This window comes from Pseudoalteromonas sp. 19-MNA-CIBAN-0066, from assembly GCF_040308705.1.
Lineage (GTDB): Bacteria > Pseudomonadota > Gammaproteobacteria > Enterobacterales > Alteromonadaceae > Pseudoalteromonas > Pseudoalteromonas nigrifaciens.
On sequence record NZ_JBEONZ010000049.1, the window covers coordinates 1 to 16,885 of the forward strand.

Annotated in this window: 17 protein-coding genes; 7 read left to right on the plus strand and 10 right to left on the minus strand. The window is 39.2% G+C overall.

Annotated elements, in window-relative coordinates:
• From AAEZ18_RS16930 to AAEZ18_RS16945, 4 genes are all read left to right on the plus strand, one after another.
• Window positions 1–84 (plus strand): cold-shock protein (locus AAEZ18_RS16930; protein WP_350595333.1); only part of this gene is annotated, 84 nt, incomplete at its 5' end.
• Between the two features lie 187 nt (window positions 85–271).
• Window positions 272–481 carry a cold-shock protein gene (locus tag AAEZ18_RS16935; protein WP_007377377.1) on the plus strand — a complete coding sequence of 70 codons (210 nt, stop codon included), beginning with the start codon at window positions 272–274 and terminating at the stop codon, window positions 479–481.
• 271 nt (window positions 482–752) lie between these two features.
• Window positions 753–3,002 carry a ribonuclease R gene (rnr, locus tag AAEZ18_RS16940; RefSeq protein ID WP_350595318.1) on the plus strand — a complete coding sequence of 750 codons (2,250 nt, stop codon included), beginning with the start codon at window positions 753–755 and terminating at the stop codon, window positions 3,000–3,002.
• A 157-nt stretch (window positions 3,003–3,159) separates the two neighbouring features.
• The gene (locus AAEZ18_RS16945; protein WP_172459242.1) at window positions 3,160–3,405 is read left to right on the plus strand and encodes a DUF3297 family protein; all 246 of its coding nucleotides are present in this window, start codon (window positions 3,160–3,162) and stop codon (window positions 3,403–3,405) included.
• Window positions 3,406–3,488: 83 nt separating this feature from the next.
• Here AAEZ18_RS16945 and AAEZ18_RS16950 read toward each other — a convergent pair whose 3' ends face one another.
• The 3 genes from AAEZ18_RS16950 to AAEZ18_RS16960 all read right to left on the minus strand — a co-directional run bounded on the left by AAEZ18_RS16950 (window position 3,489) and on the right by AAEZ18_RS16960 (window position 6,520).
• Window positions 3,489–4,793 (minus strand): DEAD/DEAH box helicase, encoded by a 1,305-nt coding sequence (locus AAEZ18_RS16950; protein ID WP_182684134.1) that lies wholly within the window; start codon window positions 4,791–4,793, stop codon window positions 3,489–3,491.
• Window positions 4,794–5,023: 230 nt separating this feature from the next.
• On the minus strand, window positions 5,024–6,226 hold the full coding sequence (locus AAEZ18_RS16955; protein WP_350595320.1) for an ImmA/IrrE family metallo-endopeptidase: 1,203 nt from the start codon (window positions 6,224–6,226) through the stop codon (window positions 5,024–5,026).
• Window positions 6,227–6,235: 9 nt separating this feature from the next.
• Window positions 6,236–6,520, minus strand: a complete 285-nt coding sequence (locus AAEZ18_RS16960) for a type II toxin-antitoxin system HigB family toxin (protein WP_350595322.1) — start codon at window positions 6,518–6,520, stop codon at window positions 6,236–6,238.
• 209 nt (window positions 6,521–6,729) lie between these two features.
• On the opposite strand from AAEZ18_RS16960, the gene AAEZ18_RS16965 reads away from it, so the two are divergent.
• Complete coding sequence (locus AAEZ18_RS16965) at window positions 6,730–8,160, plus strand: UvrD-helicase domain-containing protein (RefSeq protein ID WP_350595324.1); 1,431 nt, start codon at window positions 6,730–6,732, stop codon at window positions 8,158–8,160.
• 3 nt (window positions 8,161–8,163) lie between these two features.
• The gene (locus tag AAEZ18_RS16970; protein WP_193038973.1) at window positions 8,164–8,823 is read left to right on the plus strand and encodes a DarT ssDNA thymidine ADP-ribosyltransferase family protein; all 660 of its coding nucleotides are present in this window, start codon (window positions 8,164–8,166) and stop codon (window positions 8,821–8,823) included.
• Here AAEZ18_RS16970 and AAEZ18_RS16975 read toward each other — a convergent pair.
• From AAEZ18_RS16975 to AAEZ18_RS16985, 3 genes are all read right to left on the minus strand, one after another.
• Window positions 8,816–9,505: a DarT1-associated NADAR antitoxin family protein gene (locus AAEZ18_RS16975; protein ID WP_193038972.1), complete on the minus strand. Its 690-nt coding sequence runs from the start codon at window positions 9,503–9,505 to the stop codon at window positions 8,816–8,818. The two genes, AAEZ18_RS16970 and AAEZ18_RS16975, sit on opposite strands and share 8 nt — an antisense overlap.
• A 526-nt stretch (window positions 9,506–10,031) precedes the next feature.
• Window positions 10,032–11,852, minus strand: a complete 1,821-nt coding sequence (gene glmS / locus AAEZ18_RS16980) for a glutamine--fructose-6-phosphate transaminase (isomerizing) (RefSeq protein WP_197182232.1) — start codon at window positions 11,850–11,852, stop codon at window positions 10,032–10,034.
• A 60-nt stretch (window positions 11,853–11,912) separates the two neighbouring features.
• Window positions 11,913–12,677, minus strand: coding sequence for a DeoR/GlpR family DNA-binding transcription regulator (locus tag AAEZ18_RS16985; protein ID WP_350595326.1), 765 nt, complete (start codon window positions 12,675–12,677; stop codon window positions 11,913–11,915).
• Between the two features lie 158 nt (window positions 12,678–12,835).
• On the opposite strand from AAEZ18_RS16985, the gene AAEZ18_RS16990 reads away from it, so the two are divergent.
• Window positions 12,836–13,363 carry a sugar O-acetyltransferase gene (locus tag AAEZ18_RS16990; protein ID WP_011329619.1) on the plus strand — a complete coding sequence of 176 codons (528 nt, stop codon included), beginning with the start codon at window positions 12,836–12,838 and terminating at the stop codon, window positions 13,361–13,363.
• Window positions 13,364–13,450: 87 nt separating this feature from the next.
• Here AAEZ18_RS16990 and cobU read toward each other — a convergent pair whose 3' ends face one another.
• The 4 genes from cobU to AAEZ18_RS17010 all read right to left on the minus strand — a co-directional run bounded on the left by cobU (window position 13,451) and on the right by AAEZ18_RS17010 (window position 16,573).
• Window positions 13,451–13,978, minus strand: a complete 528-nt coding sequence (gene cobU, locus AAEZ18_RS16995; protein WP_350595328.1) for a bifunctional adenosylcobinamide kinase/adenosylcobinamide-phosphate guanylyltransferase — start codon at window positions 13,976–13,978, stop codon at window positions 13,451–13,453.
• Window positions 13,975–14,799, minus strand: coding sequence for an adenosylcobinamide-GDP ribazoletransferase (locus tag AAEZ18_RS17000; RefSeq protein ID WP_182684132.1), 825 nt, complete (start codon window positions 14,797–14,799; stop codon window positions 13,975–13,977). Before AAEZ18_RS17000 ends, cobU begins: the two co-directional genes overlap by 4 nt.
• A gap of 1 nt (window position 14,800) precedes the next feature.
• Complete coding sequence (gene cobT, locus AAEZ18_RS17005; protein ID WP_182678604.1) at window positions 14,801–15,862, minus strand: nicotinate-nucleotide--dimethylbenzimidazole phosphoribosyltransferase; 1,062 nt, start codon at window positions 15,860–15,862, stop codon at window positions 14,801–14,803.
• A gap of 90 nt (window positions 15,863–15,952) precedes the next feature.
• Complete coding sequence (locus AAEZ18_RS17010) at window positions 15,953–16,573, minus strand: histidine phosphatase family protein (protein WP_350595331.1); 621 nt, start codon at window positions 16,571–16,573, stop codon at window positions 15,953–15,955.
• Window positions 16,574–16,885: the final 312 nt, after the last annotated feature.

The following is a 16,885-nucleotide window of genomic DNA, read 5'->3' on the forward strand; positions in this document are numbered from 1 at the left end:
ACTTTAGCTGAAGGCCAACGTGTACAGTTTACTGTTACTCAAGGTCAAAAAGGCCCACAAGCCGAAAACATTGTTTGCATCTAATTGCATAACAATTTAATGGGTTAGCAATAACCCATTTAGAATACTAGTTTGAAAGAAGTTCTGTTTTATTTGTTAGTACCGAGTTGTTTTAGTAATAATCCTACGCGTTATCCTCAAGTTAACTATTTTTTCCGGCTCAATCGCCTCTTTTCAGGCACACTTATATTAATTTTTTAGGATACATATTATGTCTAATACAACTACTGGTTCAGTAAAATGGTTTAACGAAGCAAAAGGTTTTGGCTTTATCGAGCAAGAATCTGGCGCAGACGTGTTTGCACATTTCAGTGCAATCTCTGGCGACGGTTTCAAAACTTTAGCTGAAGGCCAACGTGTACAGTTTACTGTTACTCAAGGTCAAAAAGGCCCACAAGCCGAAAACATTGTTTGTATATAAACACTGTTAAATAATACGCTTTAGTGTATTAACAGCTCACATATAATTAATTTGTCTGTGAGCTAATTTTTTACCACTTACATTAAGTAATTGGTATTACTAAACATTTAAAATTGAGTATGTACTATGCAGCTTAATTTATTTTCGACTCACTGTTCGAGTCAGTCTCGCCTTATGCTTTATTCCACCTTATCTTTATCAATCTTAAGTCTTTTATATTCCTAGTTTGTAGATACACAGTAAAAGCGCTGGGCGAATTTAAGAGAGTTTTATGAATTTGAACCCAACCGCACCATTATCATCACCAATTTATGACAACCCGATCCCGGGTCGTGAATTTATTTTAAGCCTTTTTGGCAAAATGAAAAAAAACCTTAACCGTGAACAAATCGCGCATGCCTTAGAGCTAAAAAATGCTGAGCAAAAAGAAGCCCTCAGAAGGCGTTTACGCGCCATGGAACGCGATGGCCAACTTATGTTTAGCCAACACAAAGGTTACCAAGTTATTGATCAAGCCTTACTTGTGAGTGGTGTAATTACCCTACATGCAGATGGCTTTGGTTTCGTTAATTATAGCGCCAGCGAAAAAGATTTATTTATCGCTAAGAACCAGTTAGCTCACGTATTTGAAGGCGATATAGTGCAAATACTACAAGAAGCCGCTAGTCATAAACGCTCAAACAATAAATTAATAAAAATTATTGAGCATAAAACCACCCATTTAGCCGGTATATTAAAGCGCCAAGGCACAGACTACGTGCTAGTAGCCGATAACACAAAATGCCCACAAAAAGTGCAAGTAGCGCAGTGCCAATTAGCAAACACCAGTGTGGGCCAGTATGTAAACACTAAAATTACCCAGTACCCTACTTTTCGCCATGTAACTCAAGTGCAAATAACCGAAGTACTTGGTCAGCCTCACTCTGCAGGTATGGAAACAAAGCTTGCGCTGCGTCGTCATGGTGTTGCAGATAGCTGGAGCAAGGATTTACTAGCACAAGCAAGTTCACTTGGTAATGAAGTAACCGAGCAAGATAAATTAGCGCGTGTAGATTACCGCTTGTTTCCGTTTGTTACTATTGATGGCGAAGACGCAAAAGATTTTGACGACGCCGTATACTGCGAAAGAACAGAGCAAGGAAACTGGCGTTTACTGGTCGCTATTGCCGATGTGTCGCATTATGTAAAACCCAATGATGTGTTAGATATAGAAGTGCAACAACGCGCCACCTCTATTTATTGCCCGGGACAAGTTGTTCCTATGCTGCCAGAAGCATTATCAAATGGCCTGTGCTCGTTAAACCCACATGAAGATCGCCTGGTATTAGTGTGTGATATGACCATCAACCAAGATGGTCAAATGACTCAAGCTAATTTTACAGAGGGGCTGATCCACTCACATGCAAGGCTAACCTACACACAAGCACATGCTGTCATCGCTAAACCTAGTTCTAGCTCAGCTAAACAATTAGCCGAATTGAATGCTGATGTGTCGCCACTGATTAAAAATTTGCATTATCTTTATTTAGATTTAAGCGCAGCGCGCAAACTTCGCGGCGCTATTGATTTTGATACGCAAGAGCTCAAGCTTAATCTGAATAAAAATCAAAAAATTACCAGTATTGAGCCAATAGAGCGCAATGACGCACACCGCATGATTGAAGAATTTATGCTGTGCGCTAACGTGTGTACCGCACAATTTTTAGATAAACACCAAATCCCCGGATTATTTAGAGTACATGCAGGGCCACAACAGAAAAAGCTACAAACGCTACGGACGCTACTGGCCGAAAAAAGACTGCAGCTTGGCGGCGGTGATAAGCCAACGCCAGCCGATTACAATAAACTACTAAATAACATTAGTCAGCGCAGCGATGCCAGCGTGATCCGTACTTTATTACTGCGCTCACAATCGCAAGCCGAATACTCGGCTAATAACCAAGGTCACTTTGGCCTAGCATACGATGCTTACGCTCACTTTACCTCGCCAATTCGTCGCTATGCAGATTTAGTAACCCATCGTGCAATTCGCGCCAAAATTCAGGCTAAGCAGCAAAATGGTTTACAGCGGGCGATAAGCTTCTTAAATGTGTTTGCTAATAAAGCGTCTAGCGTTAGCAAGTTAGCTAAAAAGGCATACCCTTATAACCTTGAAAGTATAGAAACATTAAGCTTGCATTGCTCAGCACAATCGCGCAAAGCCAACGATATTAGCCGTGAAGTAGAAAGCGCCTTAAAATGTAGCTATATGGAAAAATACCTTGGCGATACATTTACCGCCACTATTAGTGGTGTATCAAGCGCTGGCTTTTTTGTTGAGCTAGACTGCACAGGCGTTGAGGGTTTAGTGCCAGTGAGTAACTTCAGCCAAGGTGAGTTTGTATTTAATGCTGCCAAACAACAGTGGAGCAACAGCAAACAAAAATTTACTATTGGTGAGCGTGTGAATGTGACCTTAAAAAGTATTGACTTACGCCAACGTAAAATGAGCTTTTCACTGGCTAGTTTAACGTTTCATTAATTGCAGACAAGCTGCACTGTTAGTTATTAATTTAAACCGCCGCGCTTAACTGTGAAATTTAATAGCTAACTTTATTAGCATTTATTGTTGTCGTGCTTGAGCATAACACCTGTATTGCCTACAATAGCGCACTATCTATTCAATGCAGATCACAATTATGACTGATACAAATAAACCAGAGTTACCAGACCAACTTTCGATTAATCCACGCAGCAAGTTTTATGTAGAAGAAGTATTCGAACATGAAATTGGTGTAACTCTGAACGGCAAAGAGCGTTTTGACGTTGAAGAATACTGCATCAGCGAAAGCTGGATCAAAGTTGCCGCACCTAAAGCGCTAGATCGTCGTGGCCAACCATTACTTATAAAAGTAAAAGGTACTGTAGACGTATTTTATAAATAAAATACTGATGCAGCACAAAGAAGCCGACGTAACGTCGGCTTTTTAGATCAATGTTTACTCTAATTACTTAACTTGAACTCCGGTTACTTAGATTTACCTCGCCAACCAGCCCAAACATCGTCTTCAAGATCTGCTTTTTTGTTCTTTTTCTTGCCCGTGCCTTCGGGTTTTGCCATTGGCTTTTCGTTTTTAAGCGCCTGTGCGGCATCAACATTCGCTTGGTTCACTGCAAAGCCTGCCACTTGCTCGCGCTCAAGACGTAGTTTGTTTTTCTTCTCAATTATTTTAAAGTGATGTAAATCTTCATAATCAACTAATGAAAGCGCTAAACCCACTTCACCTGCACGGCCGCTGCGGCCAATACGGTGCATATAATCAGCAGGGCTGCGTGGTAGATTAAAGTTAATAACCACTGGCAGCTTTTCAATATCTAAACCACGTGCTGCAATATCAGTTGCTATTAGCACTTCAATTTCGCCTGCTTTAAACTTTTCTATTACGCGGGTACGTTCACTTTGGCCTTTATCGCCATGAAAAACTTGTGCATTAACACCGCGCTTTTCAAGCTTTTGCGCTAAGTGTTCACAATCTTTTTTAGCATTAACAAAAATCAGTGCTTGGCGCCATTTATGGGTTTTAATTAAATGCGCTAAAACAGTGGTTTTCTCGCCTTTATTAACGCTAAATACACGCTGTACTAAAGTGCTTTCGTCTTTGCTTTGAACTTGTATTTCAACAGGGTCGTTTAATAAATCTTGTGTTAATAGCTTAACTTGCTCTGGGAAAGTTGCTGAAAATAACATAGTTTGTTTTTTAGCAGGCATTAACGCTAATAACTCAGCAAGCTCTTCGGTAAAGCCAAGGCTTAGCATACGGTCGGCTTCATCAAGCACAAGTGTATTTAGTTTATCGAGCTTAATAGCATTGCTTGAGATTAAATCGAGTAAGCGCCCTGGTGTTGCCACTATAATATCAGCGCCACCACGAAGTGCCTGCATTTGTGTATTAACCGATACACCACCAAACACAGCAATCGTTTTAATTGCGCCATTAAAGTTAGCAGAATACGATTTAACGCTATCGGCTACTTGAGTAGCAAGCTCACGAGTAGGTACTAAAATAAGCCCCGTTACAAAGTTACCTTTGCTGGCTGCGCTTTTACTACCTTGTTCAAGGAACATTTTTTGTAGTATTGGCAGCGCAAACGTTGCTGTTTTACCTGAGCCAGTATTTGCCCCAGCAATTAAATCACTGCCCGCAAGCACACTAGGAATAGCCTTAGCTTGAATTGGAGTAGGTTGGGTATATTCCAAGTCGGTTAAACGAGCTAATAGCTCTGGAATAAGGCCAAGTTCGTTAAAAGTGCTAGGGCTTGTGGCTGAGGTCATAAAGGTGTGGGCTCATTGCTAAAAATTAGCCTGCAATTTTAGCGTATTTAACGCTTATTAAGTAGGGGTTAGTGATTTAAATGTAGTTTTAGAAAAAGAGAACTGTTATAGAGTGAATTAGTGCACCTATTAATTGAACTCACAAAAAATAGCCTTTAAAAGTACGACTAACTTTATGCTGTAAAGTAACAGGTAGAATCATACCTACCCATTACTATTGAAAACGAAGTTTATTTTTTAAAATGGTTTTTTACTTTATCTCTAAATGCTTTGCCAAATTTAGAATGATCATTGAGCTCATGGCGTACTCTGCCGGCAACAATACAAGGGGAGATACTAAGGCTACTCGCAAATTTACGGACTGAACTAGTATCTTGCATTTCTAAAGGGTTCAAATCACCTGATGGTATTAAGCTTTCTTGAGCCAATGCATCGGCTTCTTGTTCAACTTTATCGCCACCTTCTGCATCTAAATTATCCAAGTACCAAGTCTCGGTGCCATCTAAATGCAATGCAATGTGAGCTAATTCATGCATCAATGAAAACCAAAAGTTATCTAATTTATCGTGGCGTAATGTAAGTGCAACAACAGGGTTCCCGCTTGCACAAATACATACAGCACCGTCCAAATACGTTTTTGGTAAATGACCTTCAATAACTAAATGAATACCATGGCGGTTTAAAAACTCTTTAGCTAATTTAGGCCCCTGATCCGACCATGACAATTGCGCTAACTTTTTCATCCAATTAGCATCAACAGTCCCTTTGACATATTTTACTGGGAGTTGCTCTAATTGTGCTTTTTGTAAAACCCTAACCTGCCAAGCCCATAAAGCATAGCTATCAGTCTCTTTGTCATTAGAGCGTAAATGAGCTGTGGTTCTTAACAATGCTGGCTTTAAAGAAAGCCCATTAGGTACAGACGTTAAAAACTGATTAAGCTTCTCAATTGAATACTCTTTCAATTCATTTATTGAGCCTTTAAATCCTTCAAAATATCCACGAGATCGCATTTCAGTTATAGGAAAGGCATCCCAATTAATATCTTTTGAGATAGCACTTTTATCGCAAGGCTCTTTAATCAACACATCAGCAGATATCCCTAAGCCTGCGCTTAGCTTACGAATCATATTCAAGCTTAAACTTCGTGTGCCGTTTAGTACTTCACTCACTTTAGAAGCAGATCCAAAATAAGGCACTAAATCTTTTTTAATCAAGCCCTGTTGCTCCATACGAAATTTTATTGCTTCAATTGGATCAGGGGAGGCAATAGGAAACGCTTCTTCCTCGTACTTTTCAATTAAAAATGCCAGTAAGTCCAGCTCATCACTTTCAGCTGAATCTGGTGCGGGATCAAAATCCATTAATGTCATGACACGCGCTAAAGCTTGCTCATGATCTTGAGACGATTTAATTAACTTAATGTGACCCATAATACCTCCTTAAAAGCGTTGCTTGTCATACTCCGAATGGGTTCCAACCCATTCAATCACAGCAATACCATGTTGATATCTCACTTTCACAACTAACCTATAACGGTTACCTTTAATATTAAAGATCACCCTATTATCAGCTAAAAAGTCTGCGCTTCGATATCGGTTCTTTATATCTTGGGGTGTTCTCCAGTCAGCTTCATTAGCTTCTGAAAACCAAGCTTCAAGTGCTTTTTTTGCATTAGCATGCTTTTGACTAAACTCTATAAGTTTGTCTCTTCCTAAGACCTTCATCTCACCTCAAAGTTCCCACCAAGGGAATTATAGTTATTATTACCAAAAAGGGAAGTTAAGTTTTTTCTTACTTCAAATACTTAACGGCTATAACATTTAGAGTATGCTTGCTTCAAAATTAGTTTATCACTAAGTTAATTAAGAGTACTATTAATTATCAAAAGGGTATATTTACTAATAATCAGTAAGTTAAGAAAAAGGAATTTCAATTGTTAAAGCGTATTACCTTGGTTGGTGAACAAAGAAAAGTTCTCACATTAAATCATGAAGGCCCAATACAAATTAAGGGGGCTGCCGGTAGTGGAAAGACTACCGTGGCTGTTTACCGTGCATGCCATTTAATGGATACCCATGCTGATATGTTTGAACCTAGTAAAGTTGCTATTTTCACTTTCGGTACAACTCTATCAAATTATCTATCTACGCTAACCCATAGCCTTAACGAAAATGATTACTCTAGTATGAAAATAATAAACTTTCATAAATGGGCTTTTGCTTTTATCCGCCAAAATGGTAAAAATTTATATGGGAAAACACTTTTCGATAATCAAATACAGTCAATATTGGCTCCAATAATCCGTTCTATTCCTGAAACTACCGAAAATTCACGAATTCTGAGTAAATCCCTAGATTTTTTCACAGATGAAATTTCATGGTTGAAAGGTAAGCTTATTAATTCCAAAGATGAATATATATCAACAGTTCGCTCTGGAAGAGGCACAAAGGACAGGGTAACAGCTAAAGATAGAGAAACTATATGGGAAGTCTTTACAAAATATAATCAAGCGTTGCTAGCGCAAGGTAAGGTTGATTTTGATGATTATGCCTTGCTAACTCTTAATATTATCAAGGAAAAAGGCAATGCCTTTGATCCTCCTTTCACTCATTTAGTGATAGACGAAGCGCAAGATTTAAATAAAGCTCAAATGGCAGTATTAGTTAAAATTGTATCTAAAACGACTAATAGCATCACAATAATTGCTGATGCAGCCCAGCGTATTTATAAAAGTGGTTTTAGTTGGAAAGAAGTCGGTTTAAACGTGGCAGGTGGTCGAACAGTCGAATTTAAAATAAATTACCGTAATCCCCAACCAATAGCCAAAGCGGCATTATCATTATTAGCCAAAGACAATGACTCTGAAGAGTTTACGAGTGTAGAAGTTAATACGACCGAGGGTGATAAACCGGTTATTAAAAAATGTAATAGCTTACTTGAAGAGTACGCATTTATTGCTGCGAGCATTCAAAAAATAACACGTAACGCACCTGATGAAACAATTTGCATACTGCATCGCACCAACAAAGGCGTTGACAATGTGGTTAGACAATTAGCGGGATCTAATATTGAGGTCGTAAAAGTAAAAGCTAATGATAGTAATGGTTCCGCAGTTAAAGCATTAACAATGCAGGGAGTCAAAGGGCTACAATTTGATCATGTCATTATTTTAGATTTAAATGACGACAATTTACCAATACAGTCGGGCTTTAGCGAGCCTGACGACGAGCTTCATTTAACAACGGAGAGACGTTTACTATATACTTGTATGACACGAGCAATGAAATCATTACTTATTACCTATTCCGGTAAACCCTCTCGGTATATCGCTGAAATAGACACCAGTTTAATTGAGTTGCAATAGTTAATGACAATCGCACAACGTATTAACGAAAGAAAAATAGATAGCCTCTATCATTTCACTACTATTGAAAATCTATTTAGCATTTTAGAGCGGGAATTCATTTATTCCCGAACTTTAATCGATCAACTTAAACTAACAAATGATGGGTTTTACACTGGGGATTATGTTGATCATATGGACCCTGAACGGTTTGATGGTTTAAGAGACTACATTAACTTAAGCCTATCTCGTCCTCATTGGTATTTGTTAAATAAGTATTCTAAACGCCCGGAATTAAAACATTTTGATTGGTGTATTTTGCAATTAAATACTGAGCCTTTATTACGGCCAGACACTTTGTTTTCAGTCTGTAATGCCGCTTCAAATGCAGCAAAAAATTATGGTATTTATCCAGGATTAAATGCGTTCGACAATATGTTCAAAGAGCAAGTTAAAACGTCATCTAAAATATATAGTAGACAAAACCTACCGTCGCATTTCACCACTGATATTCAAGCTGAAGTGTTAGTCAAAGATCAAATTTCGACTCAAAACATTCAAACTGTTCATCTACCAAGCGAAAAAAAATTAAAGCAGTACCAAGCAGCATTTAATTTACTTTCTTTAAAGTCTGACTTATTCGCAGTAAACGAACCTTTATTTACTGCGCCTATCCTTAAATAAGATTCCTTTGTACAGGCTTTTGTAGAGTTTCCCCCGCGTCTTGCATCATCAGTTGCTTATATTTATTCGAGTCTTCTAGAACGGATTGTAAGTGACCTGAATTAAATAGAGCAATATACAATGCAACAGAGCGAGCCTGACAGTTAAAGCTTTTAGCCGGATTGAATTCAATATCGGTAAAACTATCAAACTCTAAAACGGCTGAGGCTAATTCACTTTGACGATGTAATGCATTTATATATATCCAATCATAAAATAAGGTTTTAGGCTCTAAAGGCCACACATCTTCTTTGCCTCTAAAACCGACCATATCACCTGATTCTTTTAATCGAATATCACGTTTCGCCTCTAGTGGTGTTGTTTGTAACAAATCTTTAAATGGACCACCCTGTTCAAATATCTTTGCTGCTTGAAAAATGTTTTCTACAGCCACGTATTGGCCATTGCCTAATTCCACTTTTAAATTAAATGCACTAAGGGCAGTACCTATTTCCAAACTACTTTTCGAAGAAATCTCTAATGACGATTTTCCTAGCCCAAGTGCATCAATAGCTTCATGGAACTCCACAATTGATTTTTGTTTCTGCGACACGGCAAAGCCAGCATGCCACTTAAATTCAACCATGACTTCCTTAACAAATGGGAAGTCCTTTGACGGGATGAAAACAGGTCTACTGGCCATTGTGTGTTGTTCCCTCTAACATTCTCATATTGTTTTTATTTTGCCTTTTAACTGTTTTCTTCTTTGCTTTTTTACTTGAAAGAGCCTCACGTTCAGCTTTAACATTTGTAAGAAAAGATTGAGTGAGGCTACTGACGCACTCTAATGACGCATTGGCTTTTTGCTCCATGCGGTCAAAGCTCATCGTGTTAAGAAAGAAAATAAAAGTTACCCATTTTATTTTCCACAGCTAACTCCATTTAAGCCTTGATTCAACTTAGTGAGTATTTGTTTTTTAAACTTAAATTTCTATTATTGAATACTCTTAAGTTTATTACTAATAGTAATATACCAATATAAGTTGAAAATTATACATTCTTAATCAAAAAGGTATACATACAAAAAACGGCCACTTATTGTGGCCGTTTTAGTTGTATACTTTAAAGCTAGTAGCGTACTTTTTAGATTCGAACTTTGGCGATAGTTGCGCACATTAAACAGTGTTTTAAACATTATTTAACGTGCAAAAAAATCATAACTTTTGATTTTACTCAACCGTAACAGATTTAGCTAAGTTACGTGGTTGGTCAACGTCAGTGCCTTTAATTACTGCTACGTAGTACGACAGTAGCTGTAATGGTAAGGTGTAAACAATTGGCGCAATAATATCGTCAGTGTGATTTACGTTGATAACACGCATGGTGTTGTCTGATTCAAAGTGAGAATCTTTATCTGCGAATACGTAAATAATACCACCACGAGCACGTACTTCTTCTACGTTTGATTTAAGTTTTTCTAGCAGTTCGTTATTAGGTGCTACAACAATAATCGGCATGTCGGCGTCAATTAGTGCTAGTGGACCATGTTTAAGCTCGCCTGCAGCGTAGGCTTCTGCGTGAATGTACGAAATTTCTTTAAGCTTAAGCGCGCCTTCCATTGCGATTGGGTATTGTGAACCACGGCCTAAAAATAGTGAATGCTGCTTGTCGGCAAACTCTTCTGCTAACTCGGCAATGCTATCTGCAAGCTGTAAAGTTTCTTCTAATTTTGCAGGTAGTACTTTAATTGCATTAACAATTGCGCTTTGATCAAAGCCTTTTTCTTGCGCTATAGACGCAGTAAGCATTAACAAACCAACTAATTGCGTAGTAAACGCTTTAGTAGATGCTACGCCAATTTCGGCGCCGGCTTTGGTCATAAAGGCAAGGTCTGATTCGCGTACAAGTGATGAGCCAGGTACGTTACAAATGGTCATTGACGCCATGTAACCTTGTTGCTTTGCTAAACGCAGTGCAGCAAGTGTATCGGCTGTTTCGCCTGATTGTGAAATAGTTACTAGTAGGCTTTTTTCGTGTACAAACGACTGGCGGTAGCGAAATTCTGAGGCAATTTCTACATTACAGCTTACGCCTGCAAATTGCTCAAGCCAGTAACGTGCAACCATACCCGAATGGTAAGACGTACCACAGGCAATAATTTGTACGTGTTTTACATCTTTAAATATTTGTTGTGCACTGTCGCCAAAAGCGTCAATTGCTACTCGGTCGTTGTTTAAACGCCCTTCAAGGGTATTACGTACAGCAAGTGGCTGCTCGTAAATTTCTTTTAGCATGTAATGGCGGTAATCGCCTTTGCCTGATGCATCTTGAGTGATGTTTGATTCAACCACTTCACGCTCTACAGCGTTGCCATCGGCATCAAAAATTTCTACTGTGTCACGTGTAATACGTGCTACGTCGCCTTCTTCTAAAAATATAAAGCTGCGAGTAACCGGTAGTAGTGCCAATTGATCAGAGGCAATAAAGTTTTCGCCTAGGCCTAAACCTATAACAAGTGGGCTGCCTGAGCGCGCTACAATAATTTCGTTGCTGTTGTCTTTATCAAATACAACTGTACCAAATGCACCTTCAAATTGCTTAACGGCAGCTTGTACTGATGCGAGTAAGGTTTTGTGTTGCTGACGAAGTTGGTGAATTAAGTGCACCATAACTTCGGTGTCGGTGTCTGATAAAAATTCGTAACCGTCGCCTTTTAATGCGGCGCGCAAGCTTACGTGATTTTCGATGATGCCATTGTGTACTAGTGCTAGCTGGCCGCTTGAAACATGTGGATGTGCATTGGCTTCAGTTACACTACCGTGAGTAGCCCAGCGAGTGTGTGCAATACCTGTATGGCCGCTAACACCTGATTGCTCAAGTGCCGATTCTAGGTTTACTACTTTACCAACTGCTTTTACAGTTTTAAGGGTGTTGCCATCAAGCAGTGCTACGCCTGCTGAATCGTAACCACGGTACTCAAGGCGTTTAAGGCCTTCAACTAAAATTTTATTTACTGGACGTTCTGCAACTGCCCCAACTATTCCACACATAGTGTCTCCATTAATTTTTTAAATATTTGCCCGCTTATAACCTGAATTCAAGTTAACGGGCTATTCCATAATCTCTGCACAAATTAGTTTTACACCACATTCCTCAATTGCTTTGCGTTTATCGTCTGCTAAGCCATTGTCGGTTATTAAGGTGGTTACTATTTGCCACGGTAATTCTAAATTTGGGATTTTTCGGCCAATTTTATCTGATTCAACCATCACTATAACTTCACGTGCTGCTTTTGCCATTACTTGGCTTAAGCCAACTAGTTCGTTAAAGGTAGTAGTACCGCGCTTTACGTCTATGCCATCGGCACCAATAAATAGCTGATCAAAGTCGTAAGAGCATAGTACGCTTTCTGCAACTTGCCCCTGAAACGATTCTGAATGCGGATCCCATGTCCCACCGGTCATCAATAATGTTGGCTCGTTTTCGAGCGCTAGCAAGCGATTAGCAACTTTAATAGCATTCGTCATTACAACTAGGCCTTGTTTACTTGCAAGCTCTGGGATCATTGCTGCTGTAGTGCGCCCGCTATCAATAATAATGCGGTTATGATCTTTGATCAGTTCGGCTGCAGCCTTGGCTATAGCCACTTTACGCTTAGAATCAATCTCATCGCTTACTATCTCTTTTGGTAATGCAATAGCTCCACCATAACGGCGCAGTAACAGGCCACTTTTTTCAAGCGCAGTTAAATCTTTTCGAATGGTCACTTCTGAGGTTTGAAACTGCTCAGCTAATTTTTCCACGACCACTTCACCAAGCTCATTAACCTGAGCCAATATATTGTGACGTCGTTGCTGGGTGTTTCGTTTGGTCATAAGTGATATGCAATTAAGTTTCGTTTCGAAAGATGCGCAATTTTAAACGAAACTAGTTAAATGGCAAGTGAACGAGCAAAAATAAAGCAATTTAATCAAATTATAATAAAACTTAAAATACGGTAAGCTAGGGGTAATAGCCGAATAAAGTAAAGTATATGCAATTATTTAATAGTATCAGTAAAGAATATTTAACTCAGCGTAAGCTCGCCGGCGATATCTGCCGTTTATTTAATAAAAGCCCCAGTAAGGGCAATTTAAAGCGTATTAAAAGCTTATTTTTTGATTGCGGTGAAGAGGTAATTATTGAAGCAGGGTTTCACTGCGATTATGGTAGTACACTTATTATTGGTGATCGTACCTTTATAAATATTAACTGCACCATTTTAGATTCTCCGCTACCTGAGTCGGCCATTAGTATTGGTAACGACTGTTTAATAGGCCCTAATGTACAATTGCTAGCTGTATCTCACGCGCTAGATCCGCAGCAAAGATTAAGTAAAGAAAACTTTAGCCAGCCAATTAGTATAGGTAATAATGTATGGGTTGGTGCAGGCGTAATCATTTTAGCTGGAATAACTATTGGCGATAACGCCGTTATTGGAGCGGGCTCGATAGTAACAAAAAATGTGGCAGCCAACACCGTGGTGGTTGGAAATCCTGCGGTTAAAGTTAAAGATATTTGAAGCAGTAATTCGTTAAAAACAACCTACAAAGCCTACTCTGCAGGTTGTACAATATATAACTAAGCAGTGTGTTTCTAAAGGAGGGGTTTATTGTTTATTTTTTAATGTAAGCGCTAAACCCGCCATAATAAACTCAACTTGGGAAACCTGCGCAGCTAATGCTTGATGTAACCAGCCAGATTCGTCTACAAATGTACGGCTTAATTCGCCAAGCGGAACTATACCGTGCCCCACTTCGTTACTTACAAAAATAACTTGCCCTGGTAAGCTTGTAAGTTGAGCTAATAACTCAGCTTTTTGCGTTTGCCAGCAATGCTTGTCGCTATGGCATAAACAGTTTGTAAGCCATAGCGTTAAACAATCTACCAATATACAGTTATCAGCTTTACTATGGGCTTTAAGTAGTTTGGCAAGCGCTATGGGCTCTTCAACTAATTGCCAGTTTGCTGGGCGGTCTTTTTGATGGCGCGTAATACGTACTTGCATTTCATCGTCATTAGGCTGTGCAGTAGCCAGATAAATCACCGATTTATTACTCTTAATCGCTAACTGTTCTGCAAAACGACTTTTACCACTGCGGGCACCGCCTAAAATAAGTGCATGGTTGTTGCTCATAATAAGCCCACTAAGGTTAAGTAAATAATCACCTCAGATAACTGCTGCGCCGCGCCTAAACAATCTCCAGTATAACCACCTAGCTGGTGCTTAAACCAGCGTACTAATACACTGCGTAAAATGAGCAACACGGCAATAATAATCACCGCTGTTTGCCATACAATAATATGTAAGAAAATTAAACTCAGTAATAAAATTACTGCAGTGAGCGTTAAAATAGCTAAGCTGTTAAACGACAAATACATAGCTATAGGCTTAACTTTTGAGGTGGCATCCTCACTCACGTAATCCATGCTCACAATTAAACTGGTTGCTATTACCCGACTTAAACACTGACCCAGCAATATCGCAGTTATAATGGCTGTGAGCGAAGTACTAAGTAATACTAGACTCTGAAACTTAATCAGTAATATTATAAATAATGCCGCAGCTCCATAAGTACCCAAACGGCTATCTTTCATGATAGTTAATTTTTGCTCTACCTGCCAACCGCCGCCAAAGCCATCCCACACATCAGCCCAGCCATCTTCATGAAACGCGCCAGTTAATAGCAAGCCAAAAGCCATCATTAATAACACACTTAAAGACGGCGGTAACAACAGCTGAAAAACACAGTAACTAAGTGCCAACAACCCACCAAGTAACAAACCTACTAATGCAAAATAGCGACTGGCTTGATTAAGGTGAGTATTAGTAACATTAAAACGCAAAGCAACCGGAATGCGGGTTAAAAAGCTAATCGCCAATAATACTAACTGCCACTGCGTGACCTTGGTTTGTAATTTATTATTTGGGGTATCTAAAAGTGAACTGTCACTCATATTATACAACCTGCTCAACACCGGCATCCGCAAAGCTTGCCATGTGGTTATAAAAGCCAAGAGCGGCTTGTAGCAAAGGTAAGCTCAATGCTGCGCCAGTGCCTTCACCTAAGCGTAAATCTAATTGTAGCAAGGGTTTAACTTCAAGCTTGCTTAACATTTGTTGATGGCCTTGTTCATTAGAACAATGAGCAAAAATTAAATACTCTTTTACTATAGGGTTAATTTTAATCGCAACCATAGCCGCAGCACTACAAATAAAGCCATCAACAATAACGGCCATACCTTGCTCTGCCGCCGCTAGCATTGCACCGGTAATATGCACAATTTCAAAGCCACCCACTGCAGCAAGCAGCGCTATTGGATCAGCCAAGTGTGCTTTATGCAGTTGTAATGCTTGCTCAACAACATTGATTTTACGCGCAATTAATTCGTCACTCACGCCAGTGCCTCTACCCACACATTGCGTCACAGGTAAATTTAATATTGCTGCCATAATAGCTGCGGCACTCGTGGTATTGCCAATTCCCATCTCCCCCATAGCCAATGTATTACAGCCTTGTTGTTTAAGCTGTAAAACCAGTGACTTAGCATTACTAAACCCTTGCTCTACTTGCGCAGTGCTCATGGCCATGTGTAAGTTAAGCGGGGCGGTTATATTACCAAGTCGGCAATCATGTACCTTGCTAGCAGGGCTTTTTTCTAATATACCGCAATCAACAACCTCAAGTTGCCAGCCAAGTTGCTGACAAAATATATTTATAGCAGCGCCGCCAGCGACAAAGTTAGCGACCATTTGTGCAGTTACTTCACTCGGTGCAATTGATACTCCTTGCGCTGCAATCCCATGATCTCCAGCAAAAACAACTAAAGTAGGGTTACAAATCTCAGCTTTAAATGCAGTAAATTCAACGTCACTCTTTATCGTTTGAGATAGTATTTTTACTAACTGTAATGCAATCAGTTCAAGCTGACCTAGTGCCCCTAGGGGTTTGGTTTTATTATTTATTTTATTGTGAATAAGGTGGTCAAATTGATTATTCAAAGGGGCTATTTTAAACATTGTGTAGCAACTCACGTTTTCAAAAAAGTAAAAAGATAACTGCTAAATCCCACAACTGATATCATTGTGATAAAAGAGGATCAGGCGTTTTTAAAAAATAATTTTAGGCCAAGCTTGGCCATTTTCATCAAAAAATATATCGATACAAATAACCTTGCCATAAGCGACAGTAAATATATTTTGATAATTTAACTGTTTTGGCATCTGACAAATAATAGCGAGTAATTGCTTTATTACTCCTGCATGCGTAATTACAAGTTGTGAGCGAGTACCTTGGCAAATAGTATTAACTAATAATTGCTGCCACCACGTTGTTATGCGCTGATAAAAATGAGCCATACTTTCACCGTTAGGTGGCGTCACGAGCCAAGGGCTTTGCCAAAAGTCACCAATTGTCGGTGTTTTAGTATGCTGCCACAGTTCATCATAGCTTTGGCCATCCCAATCACCAAAGTTAAACTCTTTAATATCGTCGGTTATATTCAGTGGTATTTTATTAAAATCACAAAATTGCCGAGCAAACTCACTACAGCGCTTTAAAGACGATGAGGTAACTAAATCAATATTTGCTAACCTGCCACAGGCGATATTTAACTGCTCAAACCCTTTTTTACTCAATATAAAATCGGTATGCCCCGCTAAAACATCTTTAGTCGTAAGCTCACCATGTCGCAGTAAATAAACTCGGCTAGAAAATGCTGTCATGCTCATACAAGTCTAAAATAAATGTACTTTGAGTTTATCAGCATAGTATTTTTTTATCTTTGAGTTTTACTTATTAATGACTTGAATTTTACTTTTCTGCAGACGTAAAAAAAACCGATTATTTTCAATCGGGCTATCTCGATTTGGAGCCTGGCAATGTCGTGGTGCCCACAGCGGTAGAAAGTCACAGTGTAAATACCCCACATTCATTGGCTAGTGGTGATGTTTTTATGATTTGAGTGTCGGGTGTCGCTACGCTCGCCCAACCTACGCGGGAGACTTGTGTACATTATTCACCCACACTTCACTTTTCTGCAG

What these genes read in the sequence shown, in the direction of transcription:
- AAEZ18_RS16935 (WP_007377377.1), top strand. Translation starts at nt 272, where the DNA reads ATGTCTAATACAACTACTGGTTCAGTAAAATGGTTTAACGAAGCAAAA.
- rnr (WP_350595318.1), top strand. Translation starts at nt 753, where the DNA reads ATGAATTTGAACCCAACCGCACCATTATCATCACCAATTTATGACAAC.
- AAEZ18_RS16945 (WP_172459242.1), top strand. Translation starts at nt 3,160, where the DNA reads ATGACTGATACAAATAAACCAGAGTTACCAGACCAACTTTCGATTAAT.
- AAEZ18_RS16950 (WP_182684134.1), bottom strand. Translation starts at nt 4,793, where the DNA reads ATGACCTCAGCCACAAGCCCTAGCACTTTTAACGAACTTGGCCTTATT.
- AAEZ18_RS16955 (WP_350595320.1), bottom strand. Translation starts at nt 6,226, where the DNA reads ATGGGTCACATTAAGTTAATTAAATCGTCTCAAGATCATGAGCAAGCT.
- AAEZ18_RS16960 (WP_350595322.1), bottom strand. Translation starts at nt 6,520, where the DNA reads ATGAAGGTCTTAGGAAGAGACAAACTTATAGAGTTTAGTCAAAAGCAT.
- AAEZ18_RS16970 (WP_193038973.1), top strand. Translation starts at nt 8,164, where the DNA reads ATGACAATCGCACAACGTATTAACGAAAGAAAAATAGATAGCCTCTAT.
- AAEZ18_RS16975 (WP_193038972.1), bottom strand. Translation starts at nt 9,505, where the DNA reads ATGGCCAGTAGACCTGTTTTCATCCCGTCAAAGGACTTCCCATTTGTT.
- glmS (WP_197182232.1), bottom strand. Translation starts at nt 11,852, where the DNA reads ATGTGTGGAATAGTTGGGGCAGTTGCAGAACGTCCAGTAAATAAAATT.
- AAEZ18_RS16985 (WP_350595326.1), bottom strand. Translation starts at nt 12,677, where the DNA reads ATGACCAAACGAAACACCCAGCAACGACGTCACAATATATTGGCTCAG.
- AAEZ18_RS16990 (WP_011329619.1), top strand. Translation starts at nt 12,836, where the DNA reads ATGCAATTATTTAATAGTATCAGTAAAGAATATTTAACTCAGCGTAAG.
- cobU (WP_350595328.1), bottom strand. Translation starts at nt 13,978, where the DNA reads ATGAGCAACAACCATGCACTTATTTTAGGCGGTGCCCGCAGTGGTAAA.
- AAEZ18_RS17000 (WP_182684132.1), bottom strand. Translation starts at nt 14,799, where the DNA reads ATGAGTGACAGTTCACTTTTAGATACCCCAAATAATAAATTACAAACC.
- cobT (WP_182678604.1), bottom strand. Translation starts at nt 15,862, where the DNA reads ATGTTTAAAATAGCCCCTTTGAATAATCAATTTGACCACCTTATTCAC.
- AAEZ18_RS17010 (WP_350595331.1), bottom strand. Translation starts at nt 16,573, where the DNA reads ATGAGCATGACAGCATTTTCTAGCCGAGTTTATTTACTGCGACATGGT.